Below are 21,439 nucleotides of genomic sequence, written 5' to 3'. Positions count from 1 at the left end.
GGAGATGAATACATTTTGAAGAAATTTGTAACTATTTTTTCTTTAGCAATTCTTATTTTTTCAGTGTCTGGGTTTACTAATTTGGGAGTGGCAAATGCTAATTGGGATTTGTTTCAGGTACAAATAAAGAATGGTGCTCAAAACCATTGCAGTAGTTCAGGTGTTGCATTTTACGGTATCGGAACTGATATCGAAACTGAAAACTATGATACATATGAGAATTATGAATATGTAATAATTGAAGATGAAAATACTTATAACAATAATGAAGAAAAAAACAAAACGGAAAATTCTGATATACAAGCATTGTCTACTTCTACTTATGCGGATCAAAGTGCTAAATCTAAACTAGGCTCTAAAATCGTATTGCCCACTAAATATGGATCCGACCATTATGGTTACTGTCATATTTTTAAACTTCATATGGAAAAATCAAACGGAGATTTTGATAGAACAGTTAAAATTGGTGGTGTACCAAAAAGCCAATTTCAATATGCTTGGTACCCTGGAGGTACTAAGGACATAATCATGGATGTTATAAACGGTACAAAAGAACTTAGATGTACTGGAAATACATGTACTAAACAAGCTAAATCTTCCTCATCAAACGGCCAGATTGTAAGAGTAGTTTTAGAAAAAGGATCAGCTTTTCAATCTCAAAATTATTCGAACTATGATTGGGTAGTTAAATCTGCTTATCCTGTATTTGATTAGTCAATAATTTATAATAACCCTTCACCATCCGTTGTGGTAAATTGGTGAAGGGTTATTTCATTTGTAGAATGTTTTACGTTTGGTAGTATTCTTGTTTGCAATCTAACTTATGTTTATTTATTTTTTTCATAAGTACTGTTCTAACGACCAAGGAACGTTATTTTTATTAGAACTAGTCGGTTCATCAAAAAGTTTTGTATTACCACAATGATGACAAATTAATAAATAACGAACATGCAAAACACCAATACCAGGTTGTTCAACATTCAAATACACACTATAAGGTATAAATATGTCATGTGTACAAAATTGACAAATTATAATTTCGTTAAACATCTTTAGCCGACTTTTCTTCGGAAAAAAAAGATAACTCATGCTTCACTCACTTCCGTATATTCAATAATTGATATGTGTACCCCGTTTGCATGATCATATCGATTTTTTTCTTGAAACATACGTGTCTCACCACATATTGTACAATTAAAAGACTGTAAAATAAGCTTTTCCTTTTTCTCATTAAACGACAATTCTTCGATTTCCAGGTATACTTCTCGATGTTTAAATTTGTCATTCTGACAAGCAGGACATATAAGCTGCTTGTTACGAATTTTTATTTTATAGGTTCCTCTTCTTCTAACCATTTCTTCACCTCAATAGTAAAATAACAGATATAGTCTCTGAATTCTCTCCCTGTTAATAATTTTAAAACACTATACCTCTTACCGATGTTTTTTGGTCAGAGGTCATAATGTGGTAATATTATTTAATTTTACCAATATTTATTTATTGAATCAAACTATATATGGGGTTCCGTCAGATCAGGTTTATGCGGATTTGCAACGTTAAGCAAAGACATGTCCCCAAACTACGCTTTGGGGGCTTTTTAAAGGGAAGTGAAATTGACTCTGTTATGTCCCATTGTGATTGCCTCATTAGCTGTTGAATATCTTTAATATAACGATTCCTCCGTTTGAATGTTGGTGTGGTAACTACATTCTACACGAGGTCGTTATGGGCTTCCTTTATATTGACTTCTGGGTGTTGCACTTAATATTACAATCCGTCCTTTAAATATAATAATAATTGTATTCAGTAGGGCTATATGATAAATTAGAAATAATTAAGTAATAGTCAATGTTGCTTAAAGAAACTAATTTTCTGCTACAAATTAATTATATAATGACGGGAACACCCCGCTTCTTTTATGACTTAACCAATAATTTGGTTAATTTGGTCATATTTGAAGCGGGTTTTTTTTATTGTCAAAAAACGGAAGGGGAGACAAATGCAAGCTATTGTGAATAGAAAAGCAGTTGTATCAAAATGAAGAAAAAACACCTCTTGCACTCGCTACATTTCCAATGAATACAAGTGTCTTTAAAAAAGCAGGGGGCGAGTTAATTAGGATACCAAATGAATGGATCTTACGAAATACCACACATGAAATTGTATCTATTGTGGACGGGATAGCTGAGCTGGCAGATGGTAGGTTTGTTAAGGATATTTATCATAATAAGCCAAAGATTTGCTTCGGGAAAATTGAGGTTACCAACTCAAAAGTTCCGGTATATTCACGCAATGGTATTTTCTTGCGTTATCTCACAAAGGGGCAAGTCTTAAATGTGTTTCAACATTTAAAATAAATTCGAATTTGTTCTTTGGGATTAATGATCGTGAAATTATTAGTAGCGTAGAGTATGGAATTAAGTATGTACCTGTCAATTAAATCTTTTGAATCTACAGTAGGAGTGAAATAATATTGTCTCAAAAAAAAGGGTAATAGAAAAAATCAGTCTCGTTTTAAAAAATATGTGAAACCTTCAGGCAAAACATTCATGGCTCTAGCAATTGCTAACGCAGCTGTAGCCGGTACAGCTGGAGTTCAAAGTGCCGAAGCAAGCACTTAAGATAGACCGTTTAAAGTAACACTACCAACCGTCGGTCAACATCTAAACGAGCCGGGGTATGGGAATCGCGATTTTGCTAAATATTACAAAGATAAGCAAATTAAATTCCCGTTTGACGTTTATACGGAAACAAAGCAAGGATTCTATCCTAAAAATACATGGATATCAGTACCAATTGATATGGAGACTGTAACATTCTTTTTACCTGTATGGACACCAGAAGGGGAATACACAATTGATTATCGTGCTATCGCAATCAATGCACCTGATGGACATGTTAGTAGCAATAATCCTACTGAGCAGGAAGCCAATTTAAACCTTAATTTCCGCACTCCAGATGGAATGATGGATAATCATATTGCTACTGACAAAATTGCAATTGATGTAATTGGACGTTTATACGATTTCCATGTAACTGATATAGTAGATTACAATTGGCAAAATGTACTTAGACAAGGTGATTTATTTACGCCTACAGGAAATAGCTATTGGGTAGGGAAAAATGGAATAGATGGGGCTCTAAGAGGAAATGAACTTCCATATACACTTCCGGTACACCATAATAGCCATCCTAATGGTTATGCAAATGTAGCAACTAAAACGGGCTATACTTTCCGTTTCGATATGAAAACGAAAGGTAATATGTTTGGCCAATCTGATGCCATTCGGATTAAGCCAACATTCTATTTCGTAAACAAAGATGGGAAAAATAGACGACCAGTTGATTTGTATTATCATAATGACGAAAATTACTTTGTAAGAATTGGCTCTGAAAAGGATAAAGTATACCGTTCTGTAGTCTTGAATGAAAAACTCCGTAATGTCCCACAAAAGCAGTTAATAGATAATGCAAATTACTATTACCGTCATGCAGATACTGAGGGGTATCAGGAGGAAGCTAGTAAATTCCAAGAAACATCATTTATGCGTATGTATATACGTAAATGGTCAAAAGAACCTATTGTACTGGGCCGTATAGTTGGCAAATGTTGAACTCTAAACTACGAACATTTATGGGACCAGGTGAAGATGCAGTACCAGACAATACGATGGTACCTAAAAAGGACATCGTGGCTCGTGAGCAAACATGGTATGGCGAATATAGTTTACCTTCCAAGACTTATGTTGTAGAGAAAGATGCAAAAATTGCTGAAGGGGCTGTAGTAGGACGTATAAATGAGAACAATAGAATGTTTTTAAAAGACGGTTACATCATTGTTAATTTCGATATTGAATCAATTAGAGACGGTGATGTACAAAATCCATATTTACAATATATCCATGGTAAAGTGATGAACCAATGGAGTGATATGGAAGGATTTTCACATAGTTTCCAAGATACTTATGGTTATACATTTAACTTACAACATGGAGATGTAATTTTCTATCATGGTGATCAGAGCAGTAACAATGATTTTGCTCCAAGCGTAACTCACTAATCACTAATTAAACCCCCTACGAATATAACATTTTCTGAGTGCTTTTTAACTATTTTATCGGTTATAATGTGAAAGCACGAAACAGGATTTAAGATTCATAACTAAATATTCTTGAATTAATCGTGAGATTTAGTCACATAGAGGAGGAACTAACAATGTTTTTAAAAAAGGAACAGAACACATCAATTGGTAATCTAATTAAATTGAGTGAGGTTCAATTGCAATTGGCTAAACAGGGTCAATTTGATTATGAGTATACATTAGCCACAACAAATGAAGAATTACAACAGTTAGTACATAATTTAAATCAAGTAAATAGGCTTCAGCAAGAATCTGAAGTGCAATTGCAGAAAAAATTGGATAATGTATTGAAAAGTAATGAGATGGGCCTTTGGGAACTACAAGTGTTGAACGGACGCTTGGTTGACCCAAACAATATATTTACAGTTTCGACAGAATTAAAAGAGTTCTTAGGATTTAATAGTTATGCTCTTAAAGACAGTTTTCAAGATTTTCTGAAGTTAATTGCATTGGCGCATCGTTCTGATTTTAAAGAGATGCTAGAGGAGAGTTTAGCGACACAAACGCCATTTAATATGGAACATTTGTTATGCATTCGTAATGGGCAAGAGTGCTGGATACGGACTACAGGAACAGTTTCTCTTTTTAAAGATGATCAGTATAAAATAACAGGAACGATGATGAATATTCATGACAAAAAAATAAAAGTGGAAAAATTACAGGGCTATGTAACACGTTATGATTTAATTAATAAAGCTCTAATAGAAGCGCCATGGGATATGATTGTAGATCAAGGCGATCCATTAAATCCACAGAATTCCTTTTGGTGGAGTGAACAATTTCGAAGAACATTAGGCTTCAAGAATGAGCACGATTTTCCGAATATTATGAGCTCTTGGAGTGATCGCTTGCATCCAGATGACAAGCAGTTTGCATTAGATTCATTTAGTGCACATTTATTAGACTTTTCTGGGAGTACGCCATTTAAAGTAGATTATCGCCTTCAGTTAAAATCAGGTGAATATCGCTGGTTTCATGCAAGCGGTACAACACTTCGTGATAGTGAGGGAGCTCCTTTGCGAGTGGCAGGAACGATTCGAGATATTACACATGAAAAAATGAAAGAGCAAAATGTGCAAGAAACGATGACACGTATGGAGGAGTTATCAGCTTCTATTGATGAAATGGTTGTAGGTATTAATGCTATTACAATGCAGGCACAGGAACTCGCGAACACACAAGAAAAAACAACAGGAGCTGCTAATGATGCTAAAGGGTTAGCAAATGAAACACAGCTGATTTCAAATTTTATTCGAGAGATAGCAGATCAGACAAATTTACTAGGGTTGAATGCTGCAATTGAAGCCGCACGTGCAGGAGAACAAGGAAAAGGTTTTGGTGTAGTAGCTGAAGAGGTAAGAAAATTAGCAGTGAATTCTGCAGAGGCAACAGGTAATATTGAATCCAGTTTAATGCAAATAAAGGTTTCCATTGATACAATTATTGACTATATGGATAAAATTAGTGAGCTTGCGCAAATGCAAGCGGCTCTTACAGAACAATTGAATGCCTCAGCAGATGAAATTGGTACAATGTCACAGGATTTGGTGGAATTTTCGAAGCAACAATAAAATTATGTGATTTTAAGTTAACTTCGCCGCGTTGGCAAGGATATACTTAATTTTATGTTAGGCAAACTTTTAATTCTTTATATTGTGGGGTAAACAATTTTTGATGAGAGAGAATTGTAAGGACCAGGCTCACCTGAACCTGGTCTTTGTTCTTTGAATATCTATCTTGATGATAATACTCTTGGCATGTTGAACAATAAGAAGGGCTGATCAGTTGTTCAACTAACAAATATAAAACAATGTTGCATGATTAGTCTAATAACAAATCATGCAACATTGTTTTATATTAAATAGTTATATCTTTGTATTACATGATTGACTGAAATAAACCTAATTAAACTTTGAGTAAATTAATATTACCGAATACTGGCAGATTATTTTGGTTAAACCTCCTTTTTCTTATGTGGAAGCAAATCTTTAAAAATCAAAACACCTATTATCAACAGACCTATACCAACTATTTTGTTCATTTGAAAAGGTACTTTCTCCAATCCAAATAATCCAAAAGTATCTATACATAATGCAATTACTAATTGAGTTATAGTGGTTAACCAATGTCCTACATTTTCATTTACCTTTGCATTAAAAATAGATTGCAAACTAATTAACGCACCTGCTAAAATGGCAAAAATTAATCCTATCATTATTTTCCTTCTTTTCTATGTAATTATTCATAAATGTTATTTTTAGCAATTTCTTTCATTTTACAAAAATCTTTAATTAGAATGGCTCCGTTTTTCTTTTCAATTAGATTTTCTTTATAAAACTTTTGTAAAACTCGAATTACATGTCTGTAACTTACTCCTATAAAATCTGCAATACTTGATACAGAAACAGAATCTATATCTTCTCTATTTTCTTTTCCCGTACTATCCGTTGAGATTGAAAGTAAATAACTAGCAACACGTACCTCTACAGGATAGAGTAAATTAAGCGCCGTAAAACAAGTCGATACTTTTAAAGTGTTTGCTATGTTCTCAAGCAAAAAACTCATAAATATAGGGTCACGCAACATCGTCTTTCTAATAACCTCAAAAGAAATAGAAATTGTTTCTACATCTGAACATACTTCAACGACATTATGTGCTTTACTATTTTGTATCAATTCAATATCTCCTACAATTGCCAAAGGATTTATAAAGCGTAAGATAAGTTTTCTACCTTCTGGTGTAATCGTATAAACTTTTACTTTTCCTTTTACAACAAAATATAAACGATTAATCTCATCGTCTTTATCACAAATGGTAGTCCCTTTTTTGAAATGATTTACCTGAAAATATTCTATATTCATGTTTGCAAAAACATCAAAGATATTATAAGCCTTCAAATAATGAATAATTAAGCTCAATTTACTTTCCATTTCCAACTTTTCAACAGTGTTTTTTTAATATTTAACAAACCATAGATTTTAATTATAGTAGCTGTTAATAATTGAGCAACCATGAGTGTTCCAGCCGTCAATGTAATCCCCATTGCATAAATTGAAAATGTTTCTGCATAACAGCTCCAAATACGCCAGATGTTAAATACACTTTTTTTACACCTTTTAAATCTTTCACAGTTCCAGTTTTCTTTATAAAAAATACAGAGGTTGCAACAAGAAAACCAATTAAATGTGTAATAATACTTGTCGACCATATACCGATATCCGAGCTAAGTTTTGCATTAAAAGTACCTTGAAGTATAATGAATGCTCCTCCAATAACTGCAAATAATATTCCCTTCAAAAAATCACCTTCATTTCATTTATCCATAACGTAATTAAAAACTAAAACGCCCCTAGGCAAAAGGACATTTGTCACACCATTATAAAAAATTATCTATTCCTTTTGTTTCCATGGACCCATATATACCTCTTTTAGCACATTCAAAAAAAATAAAGGCAAAAAGCATTATTGTTTTTTGCCATTGTGAATTTTTAATTATTGTCAATTATCATTTCTTTCTTCTTATAACGATATTGTGAAGAGTTGTACCCTAACTATAGGGGTGCGTTTGTTGAAAAGAAATATATCTTATTGATCAAAAATAACTTTAATAATAGAAATATTGAAGGGCTTAGGATTTATTCCTAAGCATTTTTGAAGTCTTTTTAGAAGAAAATAGCGTGGATATTTATGTATTTAAAAGGTTCCTTTGGGCGTTCAGTATCCAAAAATGTGTATCAAAAGAATCTTTTTTATTACAGGAAAGTGGATAAATGCATTTTTCGTTAGATTGTATTCAGGATGGTAGGTAGGGGCTCTATTTTTACTTGAATGATGAAGAAGTGAAAAAATAGAAGGTTTTATATTAGAAAAATCAAAAAAATGAAAAAGGGGTTTTGGATTTGAGTATTTCGTCCGATAAAAGCTTAGGGTGGATATTTAAACGAAAAATTTGGGAAGGTTGTGAACAGTATTCTTTCAGTCTAAACCACAAAATTGTACAAAATACACATCTTAAAAACTAATGCACAAAAGGAGAACGGTTTATGAAAAAGTTATTTGTAAGCTTTAAGGGCAAGCTTTACACATTATTTGCTCTTATCTTACTAATTCCAGTTATTTCTGTAGGAAGTCTATCGTATTTATCAGCAAAAGATTCAATAAAAAACGAAATACTTTTTAGTGCGAATGAAAGCGTAGAAATTTTAAATACACTAATCGATAAGACCATTAGTGAAAAAATAAATGATATCACTTTTTTTAGCGAGGATATCAATTCTTCAAAGTATGAACAGCAGGGGTCTGCAGTTAAAACAAAATTTCAACAATATATAAAGCTGCATCCAGATGTTCAGAGCATTTATATTGGAACCAATGAGGGAGCATTTTTTCTAGAACCAAAAACAAATAGCGCCGATTACAATCCTTTAGAACGAGACTGGTATAAAGAGGCTACAGCATTAAAGGGAGAGGTCCTAATTACGGAGCCTTATATAGGTGCAGGAACTGGAGATTTGATCGTAACCATTGCTCGTCAAATAAAAGATCAATCTGGGGTAATAGCAATTGATATAAAATTGACAAATCTCCAAAAAATCGCTAGTTCTATCAGTATCGGAAAAAATGGATATCCTTCTATTCTTGATGAAAATAAAATGGTCATTTCACACCCGACGATTGAACCGGGTAGCGAAATAAAAGAAAGCTTCGTGGACAAAATGTACGACAGCAAATCGGGCACGTATGATTATGTCTTTGACGGTGATGACCGAATTCTGTTCTTTACAACGAATGAACTGACAAATTGGAAAATCACAGGGACAATTTTTGCGAAGGAAATTGATCAATCAGCATCATCTATTTTGTATAAAACGTTTCTCGTACTAATCGCTGCAATTGTAATCAGTGTGATTGTATTCTTCTTTGTCATGAAGGCAATTATAAACCCGATTAAAGCGCTCAAGGATAGTGCAGTAACCATAAGTAAGGGCGATTTAACTGAAAAAGTGACGGTAAAATCTCATGACGAGATTGGACAGCTAGGACAAGCCTTTAACGATATGCAAGACAGTTTAAGAACGCTTATTCAAAAAATTGAACAAAATGCCGAAGAGGTAGCTTCGTCGGCAGAAGAGTTAACAGCCAATGCTAACCAAACGAGCATTGCTACAGAAAAAGTGGCCATTTCGATTCAAGATGTTGCGTCGAGCGCAGATACGCAAACGACGAGTGCCAATAAGAATGCAGAATCGTTACAGGAGCTTTCGAAGGCTATTCTTCATATCGCGGAGATCTCTTCGACCGTGACGGATCTTTCACAGCATGCAACGCTACAGGCAGATGAAGGTGGTAAGGCTGTTCGAGATACAAAAGATCAAATGCATTCTATTCATTTATCAGTGGCCGATTCAAATACGAAAATTCAAACACTACATGAACGCTCTAAGCAAATTACGTCCATTTTAGATGTCATTACAAGCATTGCAGATCAAACGAACTTACTGGCTCTTAATGCAGCGATTGAGGCAGCAAGAGCAGGAGAGCATGGAAAAGGCTTTGCAGTCGTTGCTGATGAAGTAAGAAAACTTGCGGAGCAATCACAGGCGTCTGCACAACAAATTTTCGAGCTAATCCATGGCATTCAAATAGAAACAGAACAATCTGTCAACATCATGGCAAAAGTTACAGAAGATGTTCAAAATGGACTACATGTATCAGACGAAGCTATCACGAAGTTCCAAGTGATAAAGTCGAGTATGGATAAAATTACTCCTAAAATGGAAGAGGTATCTTCTGCATCTGAACAAATGTCAGCAAGTGTACAAGAGGTGACAGCTGTTACGGAGAATTTAGCATTTTCTGCACAAGGAAATGCAACTGCTTCAGAGGATGTTGCAGCGTCTACAGAGGAACAATTAGCTTCTATGGAAGAAATTAATGCTTCTGCACAAGCTCTTGCGCATATGGCAGATGAGCTAAAGCAGCTAATTAGTCAATTTAAATATTAACAGAATCAGACATAATAAAAATCACGATTCCTTTTTTAATGTACCCATTGTAAAGGACATTTTAAAAAGCTCTAGGCACTTGAAGAAGAGCCGCATGGTTGAATGCACCTTTAGTTAATTTAATACCATTCTTCTAAATTCCTTATTGAGTTGGGGCGATATCTAACGTTTTTTTATTAGATACTCCATATGCCAAAATCTCATTAAGAATAGATTGGAATAAGGATTGATAACTACTTTATCATTTGATTTCAACTCAAGCATTACTCAATAATAGAAAGATTGAAAGGCTTAGGAGATATACCTAAGCCTTTTTAGATGCTTTCATGAAAAGTTATGAATATAGCATTGGTTTTATGTATTTAAAAAGATTCCTTTGTTAGCGCTCTATACTTCAAAAGTGTTCATCAAAAGTATCTTTTTTATTGAAGGAGAGGGTTCTGACAAGCTCGGACAATAAAAAAAGATATAAAAAACCCCAGTGTAATACTGGGGAGACGGTTTGTCAGGTAAAATATTGTTATTTTTCTGGGTAATCTACATGTAATGGCGGTGGAACTAACCAACCTTTATTTACACAAATGCTTTTTTTATTTGTATAACCAGCCTAATTAATCTTTAGTAGTTTGTTCGATAGAGCTTGCTTGAAAAGTAGTATAGCTTGTATTTAATGTTTGAATACACAGTCTAAAGGGTTTTGTATAAAGGCCGATTATTTGTGTTATATTGAAATTATTATTATCATTCAATCGTGGAGGTTTAAATGAAAGCAGTTATAACAGGCTATAGAAGCTATTAATAGATAAAGGTATGAAAAAAGCTAACTTCATGTAGCTGTCAGTGCAAGTAAAAGCACCTTTGCAAAAAGTGGGGAAAATGAAAATGTTACGCTTCCCGTCTTACTTGGCATATGTCAAGTTCTTGAATGCGACTTTGGAGATATTATGGAAGCTATCCCCGATAACAAGGAAGGAAAAATACAAGTATGAATGAACATATTTTAATTGTTGACGACGAAAAAGAGATTGCCGATTTGCTTGAGGTTTATCTTAAAAATGATGGGTATACAGTATATAAATTCTACAATGGTGTGGATGCTTTAAAATGTATTGAGTCTATCAAACTTGATATGGCTATTTTAGATGTTATGCTTCCTGATATTGAAGGGTTTAAAATCTGTCAGAAAATCCGAGAGAAGTACTTCTATCCCGTTATTATGCTGACGGCAAAGGTTGAGGATGGCGATAAAATAATGGGACTTACTATTGGAGCTGACGACTACATAACAAAACCATTTAACCCGTTAGAAGTATTAGCGAGAGTTAAGACCCAACTAAGACGTTATAAGATGTATAACAATACATCCGAATCTGAGATTGTTAATGAATATGAATTAAAAGGATTACTAATTAATAGAGAAACTCACAAATGCTATTTGTTTGGAAAGGAAATTTCGTTAACGCCCAAAGAGTTCTCTGTTCTTTGGTATTTATTTGACCGTCAAGGTAAAGTAGTTTCTTCGGAAGAATTAATTGAAGCTGTTTGGGGCGAAAAATATCTTGATAATAATAATACTGTTATGGCCCATATCGGAAGATTGCGTGAAAAGCTGAACGAACCTGCCAAAAAACCAAAGTTCATTAAAACAGTTTGGGGGGTAGGTTACACAATTGAAAAATAAAAAGATTGATTATAATAGGGAATATAAAGAGTTGCGGAATAAACTGTTTTCCAGAGCAGCCATTATCGTTTTCTCTGGCGCTGTTATTCTCTTTTTACTCTTTAGTGTTGTGCTAGAAGGGCGATTTGCAAATGGTGTAGTTTGGTTTCTTAATCGTGTGCTAAAAATAGATTACGATGTTGCAATGACTGTATATCAGCAAATCTTTGGGAATAATAAAGAATTAATTATGTTAGCCGCGTGCGCCGGTGTGTTTTTTATCCTTTTACGATTTTATCTTAATCAATTTACGAAGTACTTCATTGAGGTCAATCGTGGTATTGATGCGTTAATTAGAGAGGACACTGGAGATGTTATACTATCCCGGGAATTATCTGCTACTGAAAAAAAGATAAATCAGATTAAACATACCCTAGAAAAAAGGAAAGTGGACACCCAGCTCGCAGAACAACGTAAAAATGACCTCATTGTTTATCTTGCTCACGATTTAAAAACACCACTCACATCTGTAATAGGGTATCTTACTCTCCTCAGAGATGAAAACCAAATTTCTGAAGAACTACGAGAAAAATATTTATCCATTTCATTGGATAAGGCAGAGCGTCTTGAAGATTTGATCAATGAGTTCTTTGAAATCACCAGATTTAACCTTTCGAATATTACGCTTGAATATAGCAAAGTAAATTTGACACGAATGCTTGAACAGTTCGTGTTTGAATTCCGTCCGATGTTCGCAACGAAAAACTTAACATGTACTTTGCATGCAGCACCGGATATAATGCTGAAATGTGATGTGGATAAAGTACAACGTGTCTTTGATAATCTTTTACGTAATGCTGTTAATTACAGCTTTGAGGACACTGCGATCGAAGTATCTGCCGAGCAGGATGACAGTTATATAACATTAAAGTTTACTAATCGTGGCAATACAATACCAGAAGAAAAACTAGGACGAATATTTGAGCAATTCTACCGTCTGGATACTGCCCGTAGTTCAAATAGCGGTGGAGCAGGGGTGGGGCTTGCGATAGCTAAGGAGATTGTCGAACTTCATCAAGGTACAATATCGGCATACAGTGAAAATGAATTAACCTGTTTTGAAGTGATTTTCCCTCTTTCGTAGGAAATTTGTAAGAAATTCAATATAAAAATAGTAGAAAGTCGTCGTGATAAACAAATAAACGGCACTCTTGTTATGGATACAATTAATGTATCAAAACAAGGGTGCTTTTTGTTTTGAAAGGAATTAAACAAAGGAGTGTACACAGTGTCACGGAAAAGAGTAACACAGTTGTTTCCGTTTCTGCTTCCATTACGCAAATGGCAAAGGAAGCAACTTTTCTATTTAAAGATGCGCTTCGACGGCAACGAATATGCAAAGGAAACCGCCGTAATTAATTTGCCCTATGAAGTGTTTTCAACCTCATCATTGATGCTGAATAAAAACAGCGGATTTGATATGAAGTACCAAGTAAACAAAGTACACAATTTGAAACTTGCCGCAAAAACGCTCGACAAGTTCATTATAAAACCGAATGAAACTTTTTCATTCTGGCAACTTGTACGGTATGCAGACCGTTTGCAACCATACAAGGACGGTTTAAATCTAGTGGATGGGAAAATTGTAGGCTCATACGGTGGGGGTATATGTCAGCTCAGTAATATGCTGTTCTGGATGTTCCTTCATACTCCGCTAACGATTGTAGAGCGACACGGACACGCTGTTGAATCCTTCCCGTCCACAACAGAGGGTTTACCCTTTGGAACTGATGCAACTATTAATGAAGGTTGGTTAGATTTGAAAGTAAGAAATGAAACAGATAATACGTTTCAAATCAACATCTCCTTTGACGAAGAATTTATGTACGGTCACATCCGTTCTGACAAGGAGCAAACCTATAAATATAAGATTTTTAATCAATCTATTTCATATTACAAAGTTGGTAGCCAACTATTTCAAAAGGCTTCTGTTGATCGTATTAGAACAGATGTTACAACAGGACAAAACGAACAAGCCTTTTTATATAACAATACTTGTGAAATAGGTTACGAGCTACCTGATGACATTGAAATCATAAAACATGGAGGAAATAAAAAATGAAACCTAATATTGCAGTAATTTTCGGAGGGAATTCTTCGGAGTATCCCGTATCGTTACAGTGTGCTTTCTCGATTTTGGAAAACTTAGACGCTAAGAAATATACAATTATTCCAATTGGTATTACAAGACAAGGTGATTGGTATCGTTATGATGGAGAATTCGAACATATTCTTAATAACTCATGGCTCGATGACACCGATAACCTTACCCCAATTATCGTTTCTCAAAATTATTCAGTGGGTGGAATTGTGGAGCTTTCAGAAGAAGGTATCCGTGTTACTAAACTTGATTTTGCTCTTCCTTTATTACACGGGAAAAATGGTGAAGATGGAACTGTTCAGGGGTTATTTGAATTAGCAGGAATACAGGTTATTGGTTGTGATACCCTTTCTTCTGCTTTATGTATGGATAAGGATAGAGCACATAAACTTGTTCAAGCAGCAGGTATTGCTGCGCCAAACGCAATAACACTGCGAAAATCTACAATGCATGAAGCGCTTAGCTTATCAAAAGATTTAGCATATCCGTTGTTTGTAAAGCCCGTTCGTGCAGGCTCATCGTTTGGGATTTCAAAGGTTTACGAACAATCCGAATTGCAGGCGGCAGTTGATTTGGCGTTTGAACATGATTATGAGGTTATTATCGAGGAAGCTATTGAAGGATTTGAAGTTGGGTGTGCTGTTTTAGGAATAGATGACTTACTAGTAGGCAGAGTAGACGAAATTGAATTATCTAACGGTTTCTTTGACTACGCAGAGAAATATAGCCTAAAAACTTCAAAAATTCATATGCCAGCACGCATTGATGATGCTTGCGAAAAGAGCATTCAGGAAACTGCAAAAACTATCTATAAAACACTTGGCTGCTCAGGTTTTGCAAGAGTCGATATGTTTTTGACACCATCGGGAGAGATCGTATTTAACGAGGTAAATACTATTCCTGGCTTCACTTCTCATAGTCGTTATCCAAATATGATGAAAGGCATCGGTCTGTCTTATGAAGAAATTTTAGACAAGCTGATTGGTTTATACACAAAATGAAAACGATCATTCTAAATAAATCTCAAATTTATAAAGGGGACTTAATCCTTGTGAATGCCCACTATCCTGTTCACTCTCATAGCGTAGAAGGGTTTTCAATGGTTGATGAAAAGTATTCTGATGTGCGTATGAAGCGAAATGCTGTAAATGCATTACAGTGCATTTTTGAGAAAATCGGCTGTGCGGATCAAATTGTTGCAGTTAGTGGACACCGATCGCTAGCTGAACAAGAAGAAATATATGATGGTTCAATGCGTGATAATGGTCGAAGCTTTACTGAAAGCTACGTTGCTTTGCCTAACCATAGTGAGCATCATACGGGACTTGCAATTGACTTAGGATTAAAACAAGAGGTAATAGATTTTATTCGACCAGATTTTCCGTATGAGGGTATCTGCAATGAGTTTAGAAAAACGGCACCTTATTACGGCTTTATTGAGCGTTATCAATCAGACAAAGAAAAGATTACAGGGATTTCTCATGAACCATGGCATTTTCGTTTTGTTGGGTATCCTCATTCCGAAGTGATGGATAAAGAACATCTGTCATTTGAGGAATACATTGAATATATAAGGAATTTCACTTATAACAAAGAACATCTTCGTATAGTGGGCAATGAAGGAAAAGAAATCGAAATATTCTTCGTTCCTTGTCATACAGAAAAAGTGGAAATTACTTTACCCGAGCATTCTATTTATCAAGTATCTGGCAATAATGTAGACGGCTTTATTGTAACGGTGTGGGGGAGACAAAATGAACAGGAATAAAACGTATGCAGGCATTGATTATTTTAGGTTTGCTGCCGCATTACTAGTTATTGCCGTCCATACATCTCCATTACTTTCATACAGTGGAACAGGCGATTTCGTCTTAACGCGGATTATTGCACGAATTGCTGTACCTTTCTTCTTTATGACAACAGGTTTTTTCCTGATTTCAAGGTACAATTACAATTCCGATAAATTGGAAAGCTTTATCAAAAAGACGTCCATTATATATGGAATTGCCATATTGCTGTATTTACCATTAAACATTTACAATGGCTATTTTTCGATGGATAACCTACTTCCAAATATCATTAAAGATATAGTTTTCGATGGTACTTTATATCATTTATGGTATCTTCCTGCATCGATTATCGGTGCTGCAATTGCGTGGTATCTTGTAAAAAGAGTAGGGGTGAGTGTTGCACTCATCGTTACTTCTACTCTTTATGTAGTAGGAATGCTTGGTGATAGCTATTATGGGTTTACAGAAAAAATACCGTTTCTTCAAAAAATGTTCGCGTTGATTTTTGAGGTATCGGATTATACGAGAAATGGACTTTTTCTTGCCCCACTATTCTTTGTCCTTGGCGGCATTATAGCGGATAAAGATAAAGCAATAAAAGTTACTTTCCAAAAAAGTGTTGTTGGGTTTGTAATATCTCTCGCATTTATGTTAGGCGAGGGAATGATACTGCACCATTTGGGCGTACAGAGACACGACAGTATGTATATTATGCTTGTACCTTGTATGTTCTTTTTATTTAATGCCCTTACATATTGGAAGGGACAAAGAATGAAGGCACTCAGCTCATTAACTTTAATCGTTTATATTATTCATCCAATGATCATTGTTATAGTACGTATGTGTGCAACAATCTTACGTATGCAGTCTATTTTAATAGAAAATAGTCTAGTCCATTATGTTGTTGTATCTGTCCTTTCTGTCGTTGCATCCATTGTACTTTTGCGCCTTTATAGTCGTCTAGGTCGCAGTAAAAAGGTTCAAAAGGTACAAAAAGGTAAGGGTAGATCATGGATTGAGGTTGATTTGAACAATCTTCAGCATAATGCACGAATTTTACAAAAAGCAATGCCGAAAGACTGCGAACTGATGGCTGTCGTTAAGGCAGATGCATATGGTCATCGTACATTTGAAGTTTCGACATCCCTAAATAAAATAGGTGTAAAAGCCTTTGCTGTAGCCACTATAGATGAAGGTATTGAATTGCGCAAATATGGTATTCAAGGTGAAATACTAATTTTAGGCTATACATGTCCAACTAGAGCGCAAGAACTTCATAAATACAACCTTATACAAAGCCTTATTGATTATAATTATGCGGTTTCTTTGAGCTGCCAAGGTTACAATCTTAAATCACATATTAAGATTGATACTGGTATGAAACGCCTTGGATTTGATGTTGATGATCTATCAGGCATTTCTGAAATTTACAATACAAAGCAATTAGGTGTTTGTGGGATTTATTCGCATTTATGTGTTTCTGATAGCCTTTTACCTAATGATGTGGAGTTTACACAAACTCAAATAAGCCGTTTTTATAGTTTGATAGGTAAGTTGTCGGAAAGCGGCAATAACCCTGGTAAGGTGCATATACAGAGCAGTTACGGATTACTGAATTATCCGGAACTCCAATGTGATTATGTAAGAACTGGTATAGCTTTATATGGAGTCCTTAGTTCTCCAACTGACAAAACTAAATTGAATTTAGACTTAAAGCCTGTTTTATCACTGAAATCCAAGATTATTCTTATTCGAGCGATAAAGAAAGGTGAAACGGTCGGTTATGGAAGAACATTTACTGCAAATAGGGATAGTTTAATTGCCATATTGCCTATTGGTTATGCTGATGGAGTACCAAGAAATTTATCTTACGGCAAGGGTAATGTGCTAATCGATGGGTGTCATGCACCAACAGTCGGTAGAGTTTGTATGGATCAACTTGCAATTGATGTAACGGATATCCCTAGTGTGGCAGTTGGCGATATTGCTACGATAATTGGTAGAGATGGTGAAATGGAATTAACTGCACCAGATGTCGCCAACAATTCAGGCAGTATATCAAATGAGCTGCTGAGCAGATTGGGAACAAGATTGATGAGCTTAACAAAATAATTTACAAGATAAAACATTTAAAAAAGAAAATAACTCTAGATATGACGGTTTGTCAGGTAAATCATTTTTACTTTTCTGGATAATCTACATGTAAATGGTGGTGGTACTAACCAACCTTTCTAAACCGAATTCAGACCCTGAAAAAATTGAGAAGTTGTTGAAGAAACAAGATACTGGGAATATGTGCTATGTAATGACATCGTTAAACGTACATAACCCTTTGACTGATCCAATCAAAGGGTTATGGTAATATTTTTTTGTATAATGGAGATTCTCATGTAGACCACTCGTTTGTTTCATTTTAGCGTCCGATAAGTATAACATAAGAACGATTTGAGCATCATATTATTCACCATTATTTTCTAGTTTGTGTATGAATAAAACTCAATTTATCAGGATTTAGAATAGAAAATATGGATTTTATTTTATTCCCTTCAAATTCAAAACTCATGACAACAATAACTTTTTCCCCATTCATGATTACAATACCAGTACTGCCATTGACCTCTACCTGCATAATGGAGTACTCTTCTCGCGTAAGAAATTTAGTTGCTAAAGCAATAAGAAGTTGTTTTACTCGTGTAGCACCGTAAATAGGTCTTACTGCAGCAGTTACTTTACCGCCTCCATCTGCATAATAAACTACGTCTCCCTGAAGAACTTCCATCACCTGCGTTATGTTTCCTTGCTGAATAGCACGAATAAAACTAGTAATCACATGTTCACGATCTGTTTTCACTTGTTCAACTGCCATTTGTTTTTCAAGCTCAGGAAGCATCTTTTTTAGCCTGCTTAAAATTTTTCGACAATTGTCTTCCTTCTTTTGTACAATTTCAGCAATTGTTTCATAATCATATTCCAAGACTTCACGAAGAATAAAGATCGCTCTTTCAATTGGATTTAGCTGTTCAAATAATACGAGCAAAGCATAAGAAACATCACTTTTCACCAGCATTTCCTGTAATGGGTCCTTTTTTATAAAAACTATCGGCTCTGGTAGCCACGTTCCAACATATAGTTCTCTTTTATTTCTAGATGATTTCAACAAATCTAAACATTGGTTAGTGACCATTTTACATAGAAACGCTTTGATATTTCGGTTGTGCTTTACCTCATATCCATTTAGTTTGATAAACACATCTTGAATCACATCTTCTGCATCAGCAACACTGCCTGTCATTTTATAAGCAAGCGAAAATAAAAGTGACTTGTATTCGACGTAAAGTCGGCTTAGTTCAGTTTGTTCCACAATTAAGACCCTCACTTTCCTTTGCACACTACATATTTACACAAGCAAACTCGCTTGATCCCATGTTTTTTCTCGAATACGTGCGCCCATCTTCCCTGATATAGTAAAATCTAATCCCCACTTCTGAGCCCAAACAAAGCCATTATCAGGACCGAGACTAATACAATACAATTTTATCGGAAATGCTTTGTGCGTTATAGAATGGGAATTACCATAGACCTCATTTTTTAATATTTTGCTTAACCTTGCTGCCTGAGGAATCGCTTCCTTACAAGTCATGCCGTCCACTTGATTTGTCTTTCTATATATAATTCTTGCACAATCCCCGATTGCAAATATATTGGGATAGCCTTGTATACTATAAGTATCGGTCACTAATATTTGATGCTCTTTAGTCAAAGGGAATTGGAGTGTTTGAATGAATGGATTTACTTTTACACCTGGCGTCCAAATACACTCTCCTACTCTATAAGTAGTGCCATCAGCGCACTGGATTTGACCATCTTCAAACTGCTTCACTTTCGTTTTAACACGAATAGTAATCCCTAGTCTATTCAGTTCTTTTACTAGTTTTTCACTTACCTTTACTGGAACCCCTCGCAATAAATGCTCCTTTGAATCAAACAAGATGACCTCTACCTCATTAGAATGGAGCCCTGCTTCTTGCACTTCTTTTTTAAACCAAGCAGTTAGTTCTGCAGCTGTTTCAATACCTGTAATGCCTCCACCGACAATAGCAACGCACAATAAACCTTTCCTCACTTCTTTATTTTCTTCAGCTTTAGCTTGTAGAATGAGTGATTGTAATTTTTGTCTGATATCTAGAGCGGCCTTTATACTGCTTAATGTAATCCCACCTAGTTTACTAGAGACCTCCTGAACAACACTACCAAGTGCTACCACAAGATAGTCATATTGTAGGGTGTTGTTTTGTTCATTCTCCATTTTAAGCGTAATTGTTTTCTTGGTGTGATGAAATGTAGTAACTTCTCCCTTTAAATATTCCACACCATTTGTACAATACCTTGTTAAAGGAACTTTTAAATTGGCGTCCTCAATAATCATTTTAAACAATAATACTTTTCGAAAATGAAACGAGTTTTTATCTACTAGCGTTATTTTCACATCTTTTCCAATTGAATGACCAAACTCTTTTATTAATCCATTTACCAAATTGATTCCTGCGAATCCTCCACCCAATACGACAATATGTTTCATCTTTTATTCCTCCTTTACCTTAAAACGAAATAGCCACATCATTTGTGACATCTTTAGAGAGGTTCAATTTTATTCGTTGGGGTATTCACACAAGGTCATGCATAGAAAAGCACAGTGTCACCGTATTAACGGGTACTTTAGTGAAATAAGGAGTACAAAAATAATCAAACTTTATTAAAAATCTAATACTAAACAAAAAAGGTTAAACTCAATTTTGAATAATATTTTTCAGAATGGAGTTTGTTTAAATTAGCTATTAAAAATATCTCAGTACTTCAACCTCAATTGGATACTGACATTAAAAAGGTCAGATAGGTTAAAAGTATAAAAACTACCTCAAATCGAAGCTTTTGATAGGTAATTAAAAATAAAGGGTAGCTTGAAATAAACGTGACCCTTGTACAAAAAGTAGAAGAAAGGCTAGACATTTTCAATTTGCGATTAGTTAGAAATTAATCATTAAGTTTGTGTAACTATTTCTACAGCTTCTACTTCTATTGGAGTTCCGGCTGAGATTGTGCCATTAAACCATTAAAAGTTAACTATGTTGCAGAAATTGTATATGAGCCACCTTCTTGTAATACACCGTTGATATAGAAATAGAAGGCTTAGGAGTTATTCCTAAGCCTTTTTGATGTTTTCTAATGAAAGAAAAGTTATGAAAATAGCATTGGTTTTATGTATTTAATAAAATCCCTTTGTTGGCGTTCGCCACACCGAGTGCTGGTAGCCTGTTTATCTAAACAGGCTACAGATGGCCCTAAAAATGCCATAGCAGAATATTTTATTTCTTTTTAAAATATGGGAAATGTTTCGGAGTAACCAAGGACTGTAAGGTACGTACTTTGTTGTTGGTTTAGGTCACTTAGTAACCGAGAAAACCATTCGTTATAGGTGAAGTTGTTGGTAAGGGAAAATATGGATTTTCCCAAAGTGTTGCGAAAGGAGAAAGTATGGTGGAGTATAGCAGCAAAAAAGTATTTGTGCCTGATAATAAAGCGAAGTGGACACTATTTATGTTGGGGAATGAATACGTTAGACGAATTAACAATATTGAGCCTTTGGATTGCGAGTACTATAAACTGTGGTAGGGTGATGCCCA

At 34.9% G+C, this 21,439-nt stretch carries 17 protein-coding genes and 2 pseudogenes; 13 read left to right on the top strand and 6 right to left on the bottom strand.

Features of this window, described 5'->3' with window-relative positions:
- Positions 1-15: 15 nt before the first annotated feature.
- Positions 16-714, top strand: coding sequence for a hypothetical protein (locus C7Y47_RS00480; protein ID WP_142506971.1), 699 nt, complete (start codon positions 16-18; stop codon positions 712-714).
- A 371-nt stretch (positions 715-1,085) separates the two neighbouring features.
- On the opposite strand, the gene C7Y47_RS00475 is transcribed toward C7Y47_RS00480, so the two are convergent.
- Entirely contained in the window at positions 1,086-1,355 is a 270-nt protein-coding gene (locus C7Y47_RS00475) for a hypothetical protein (RefSeq protein WP_142506970.1), read from the bottom strand.
- A gap of 672 nt (positions 1,356-2,027) precedes the next feature.
- Between C7Y47_RS00475 and C7Y47_RS00470 the strand changes: the two genes are divergently transcribed.
- The 4 genes from C7Y47_RS00470 to C7Y47_RS25975 all read left to right on the top strand — a co-directional run bounded on the left by C7Y47_RS00470 (position 2,028) and on the right by C7Y47_RS25975 (position 5,712).
- Complete coding sequence (locus tag C7Y47_RS00470; RefSeq protein WP_142506969.1) at positions 2,028-2,357, top strand: hypothetical protein; 330 nt, start codon at positions 2,028-2,030, stop codon at positions 2,355-2,357.
- A gap of 444 nt (positions 2,358-2,801) precedes the next feature.
- Complete coding sequence (locus C7Y47_RS00465; protein ID WP_142506968.1) at positions 2,802-3,614, top strand: hypothetical protein; 813 nt, start codon at positions 2,802-2,804, stop codon at positions 3,612-3,614.
- The gene (locus tag C7Y47_RS00460; protein WP_142506967.1) at positions 3,608-4,060 is read left to right on the top strand and encodes a hypothetical protein; all 453 of its coding nucleotides are present in this window, start codon (positions 3,608-3,610) and stop codon (positions 4,058-4,060) included. The genes C7Y47_RS00465 and C7Y47_RS00460 overlap by 7 nt, the downstream gene beginning before the upstream one ends.
- Before the next feature lie 155 nt (positions 4,061-4,215).
- Positions 4,216-5,712, top strand: a complete 1,497-nt coding sequence (locus tag C7Y47_RS25975) for a methyl-accepting chemotaxis protein (RefSeq protein ID WP_142506966.1) — start codon at positions 4,216-4,218, stop codon at positions 5,710-5,712.
- A 383-nt stretch (positions 5,713-6,095) separates the two neighbouring features.
- Here C7Y47_RS25975 and C7Y47_RS00450 read toward each other — a convergent pair whose 3' ends face one another.
- From C7Y47_RS00450 to C7Y47_RS00440, 3 genes and pseudogenes are all read right to left on the bottom strand, one after another.
- On the bottom strand, positions 6,096-6,356 hold the full coding sequence (locus tag C7Y47_RS00450; RefSeq protein WP_142506965.1) for a DMT family transporter: 261 nt from the start codon (positions 6,354-6,356) through the stop codon (positions 6,096-6,098).
- Between the two features lie 23 nt (positions 6,357-6,379).
- A complete protein-coding gene (locus tag C7Y47_RS00445) occupies positions 6,380-7,072 on the bottom strand; it encodes a Crp/Fnr family transcriptional regulator (protein WP_142506964.1) in 693 nt (230 codons plus the stop codon).
- A pseudogene (locus C7Y47_RS00440) lies at positions 7,057-7,439 on the bottom strand (DMT family transporter). Before C7Y47_RS00440 ends, C7Y47_RS00445 begins: the two are co-directional and overlap by 16 nt.
- A 746-nt stretch (positions 7,440-8,185) precedes the next feature.
- On the opposite strand from C7Y47_RS00440, the gene C7Y47_RS00435 reads away from it, so the two are divergent.
- The 8 genes and pseudogenes from C7Y47_RS00435 to vanT all read left to right on the top strand — a co-directional run bounded on the left by C7Y47_RS00435 (position 8,186) and on the right by vanT (position 17,870).
- A complete protein-coding gene (locus C7Y47_RS00435) occupies positions 8,186-10,147 on the top strand; it encodes a methyl-accepting chemotaxis protein (RefSeq protein WP_142506963.1) in 1,962 nt (653 codons plus the stop codon).
- Positions 10,148-11,004: 857 nt separating this feature from the next.
- A pseudogene (locus C7Y47_RS00430) lies at positions 11,005-11,136 on the top strand (helix-turn-helix domain-containing protein); the annotation flags it as partial.
- A complete protein-coding gene (gene vanR / locus C7Y47_RS00425; RefSeq protein WP_142506962.1) occupies positions 11,133-11,828 on the top strand; it encodes a VanR-ABDEGLN family response regulator transcription factor in 696 nt (231 codons plus the stop codon). The pseudogene C7Y47_RS00430 and the gene vanR, both read left to right, overlap by 4 nt.
- A complete protein-coding gene (vanS, locus tag C7Y47_RS00420) occupies positions 11,818-12,951 on the top strand; it encodes a vancomycin resistance histidine kinase VanS (protein WP_142506961.1) in 1,134 nt (377 codons plus the stop codon). The genes vanR and vanS overlap by 11 nt, the downstream gene beginning before the upstream one ends.
- Before the next feature lie 144 nt (positions 12,952-13,095).
- Positions 13,096-13,929, top strand: coding sequence for a glycopeptide resistance accessory protein VanW (vanW, locus tag C7Y47_RS00415; RefSeq protein ID WP_132359595.1), 834 nt, complete (start codon positions 13,096-13,098; stop codon positions 13,927-13,929).
- Positions 13,926-14,969 carry a D-alanine--D-serine ligase VanG gene (vanG, locus tag C7Y47_RS00410; protein ID WP_132359593.1) on the top strand — a complete coding sequence of 348 codons (1,044 nt, stop codon included), beginning with the start codon at positions 13,926-13,928 and terminating at the stop codon, positions 14,967-14,969. Before vanW ends, vanG begins: the two co-directional genes overlap by 4 nt.
- A gap of 98 nt (positions 14,970-15,067) precedes the next feature.
- Positions 15,068-15,736 carry a D-alanyl-D-alanine carboxypeptidase family protein gene (locus tag C7Y47_RS00405; protein WP_221887656.1) on the top strand — a complete coding sequence of 223 codons (669 nt, stop codon included), beginning with the start codon at positions 15,068-15,070 and terminating at the stop codon, positions 15,734-15,736.
- Positions 15,723-17,870 carry a serine racemase VanT catalytic subunit gene (gene vanT / locus C7Y47_RS00400; RefSeq protein ID WP_142506959.1) on the top strand — a complete coding sequence of 716 codons (2,148 nt, stop codon included), beginning with the start codon at positions 15,723-15,725 and terminating at the stop codon, positions 17,868-17,870. Before C7Y47_RS00405 ends, vanT begins: the two co-directional genes overlap by 14 nt.
- Before the next feature lie 355 nt (positions 17,871-18,225).
- Here vanT and C7Y47_RS00395 read toward each other — a convergent pair whose 3' ends face one another.
- Both C7Y47_RS00395 and C7Y47_RS00390 read right to left on the bottom strand, forming a co-directional pair.
- Positions 18,226-19,119 carry an RNA polymerase sigma-70 factor gene (locus C7Y47_RS00395; RefSeq protein WP_185903354.1) on the bottom strand — a complete coding sequence of 298 codons (894 nt, stop codon included), beginning with the start codon at positions 19,117-19,119 and terminating at the stop codon, positions 18,226-18,228.
- A gap of 36 nt (positions 19,120-19,155) precedes the next feature.
- Positions 19,156-20,337, bottom strand: coding sequence for an NAD(P)/FAD-dependent oxidoreductase (locus tag C7Y47_RS00390; protein ID WP_142506957.1), 1,182 nt, complete (start codon positions 20,335-20,337; stop codon positions 19,156-19,158).
- Between the last annotated feature and the right edge of the window lie 1,102 nt (positions 20,338-21,439).

Source organism: Lysinibacillus sphaericus (assembly GCF_006864135.1).
In the GTDB taxonomy this organism is placed as follows: domain Bacteria; phylum Bacillota; class Bacilli; order Bacillales_A; family Planococcaceae; genus Lysinibacillus.
Note: the sequence above shows the minus strand (reverse complement) of the source record. Positions and strands in the feature narration are given on the sequence as shown.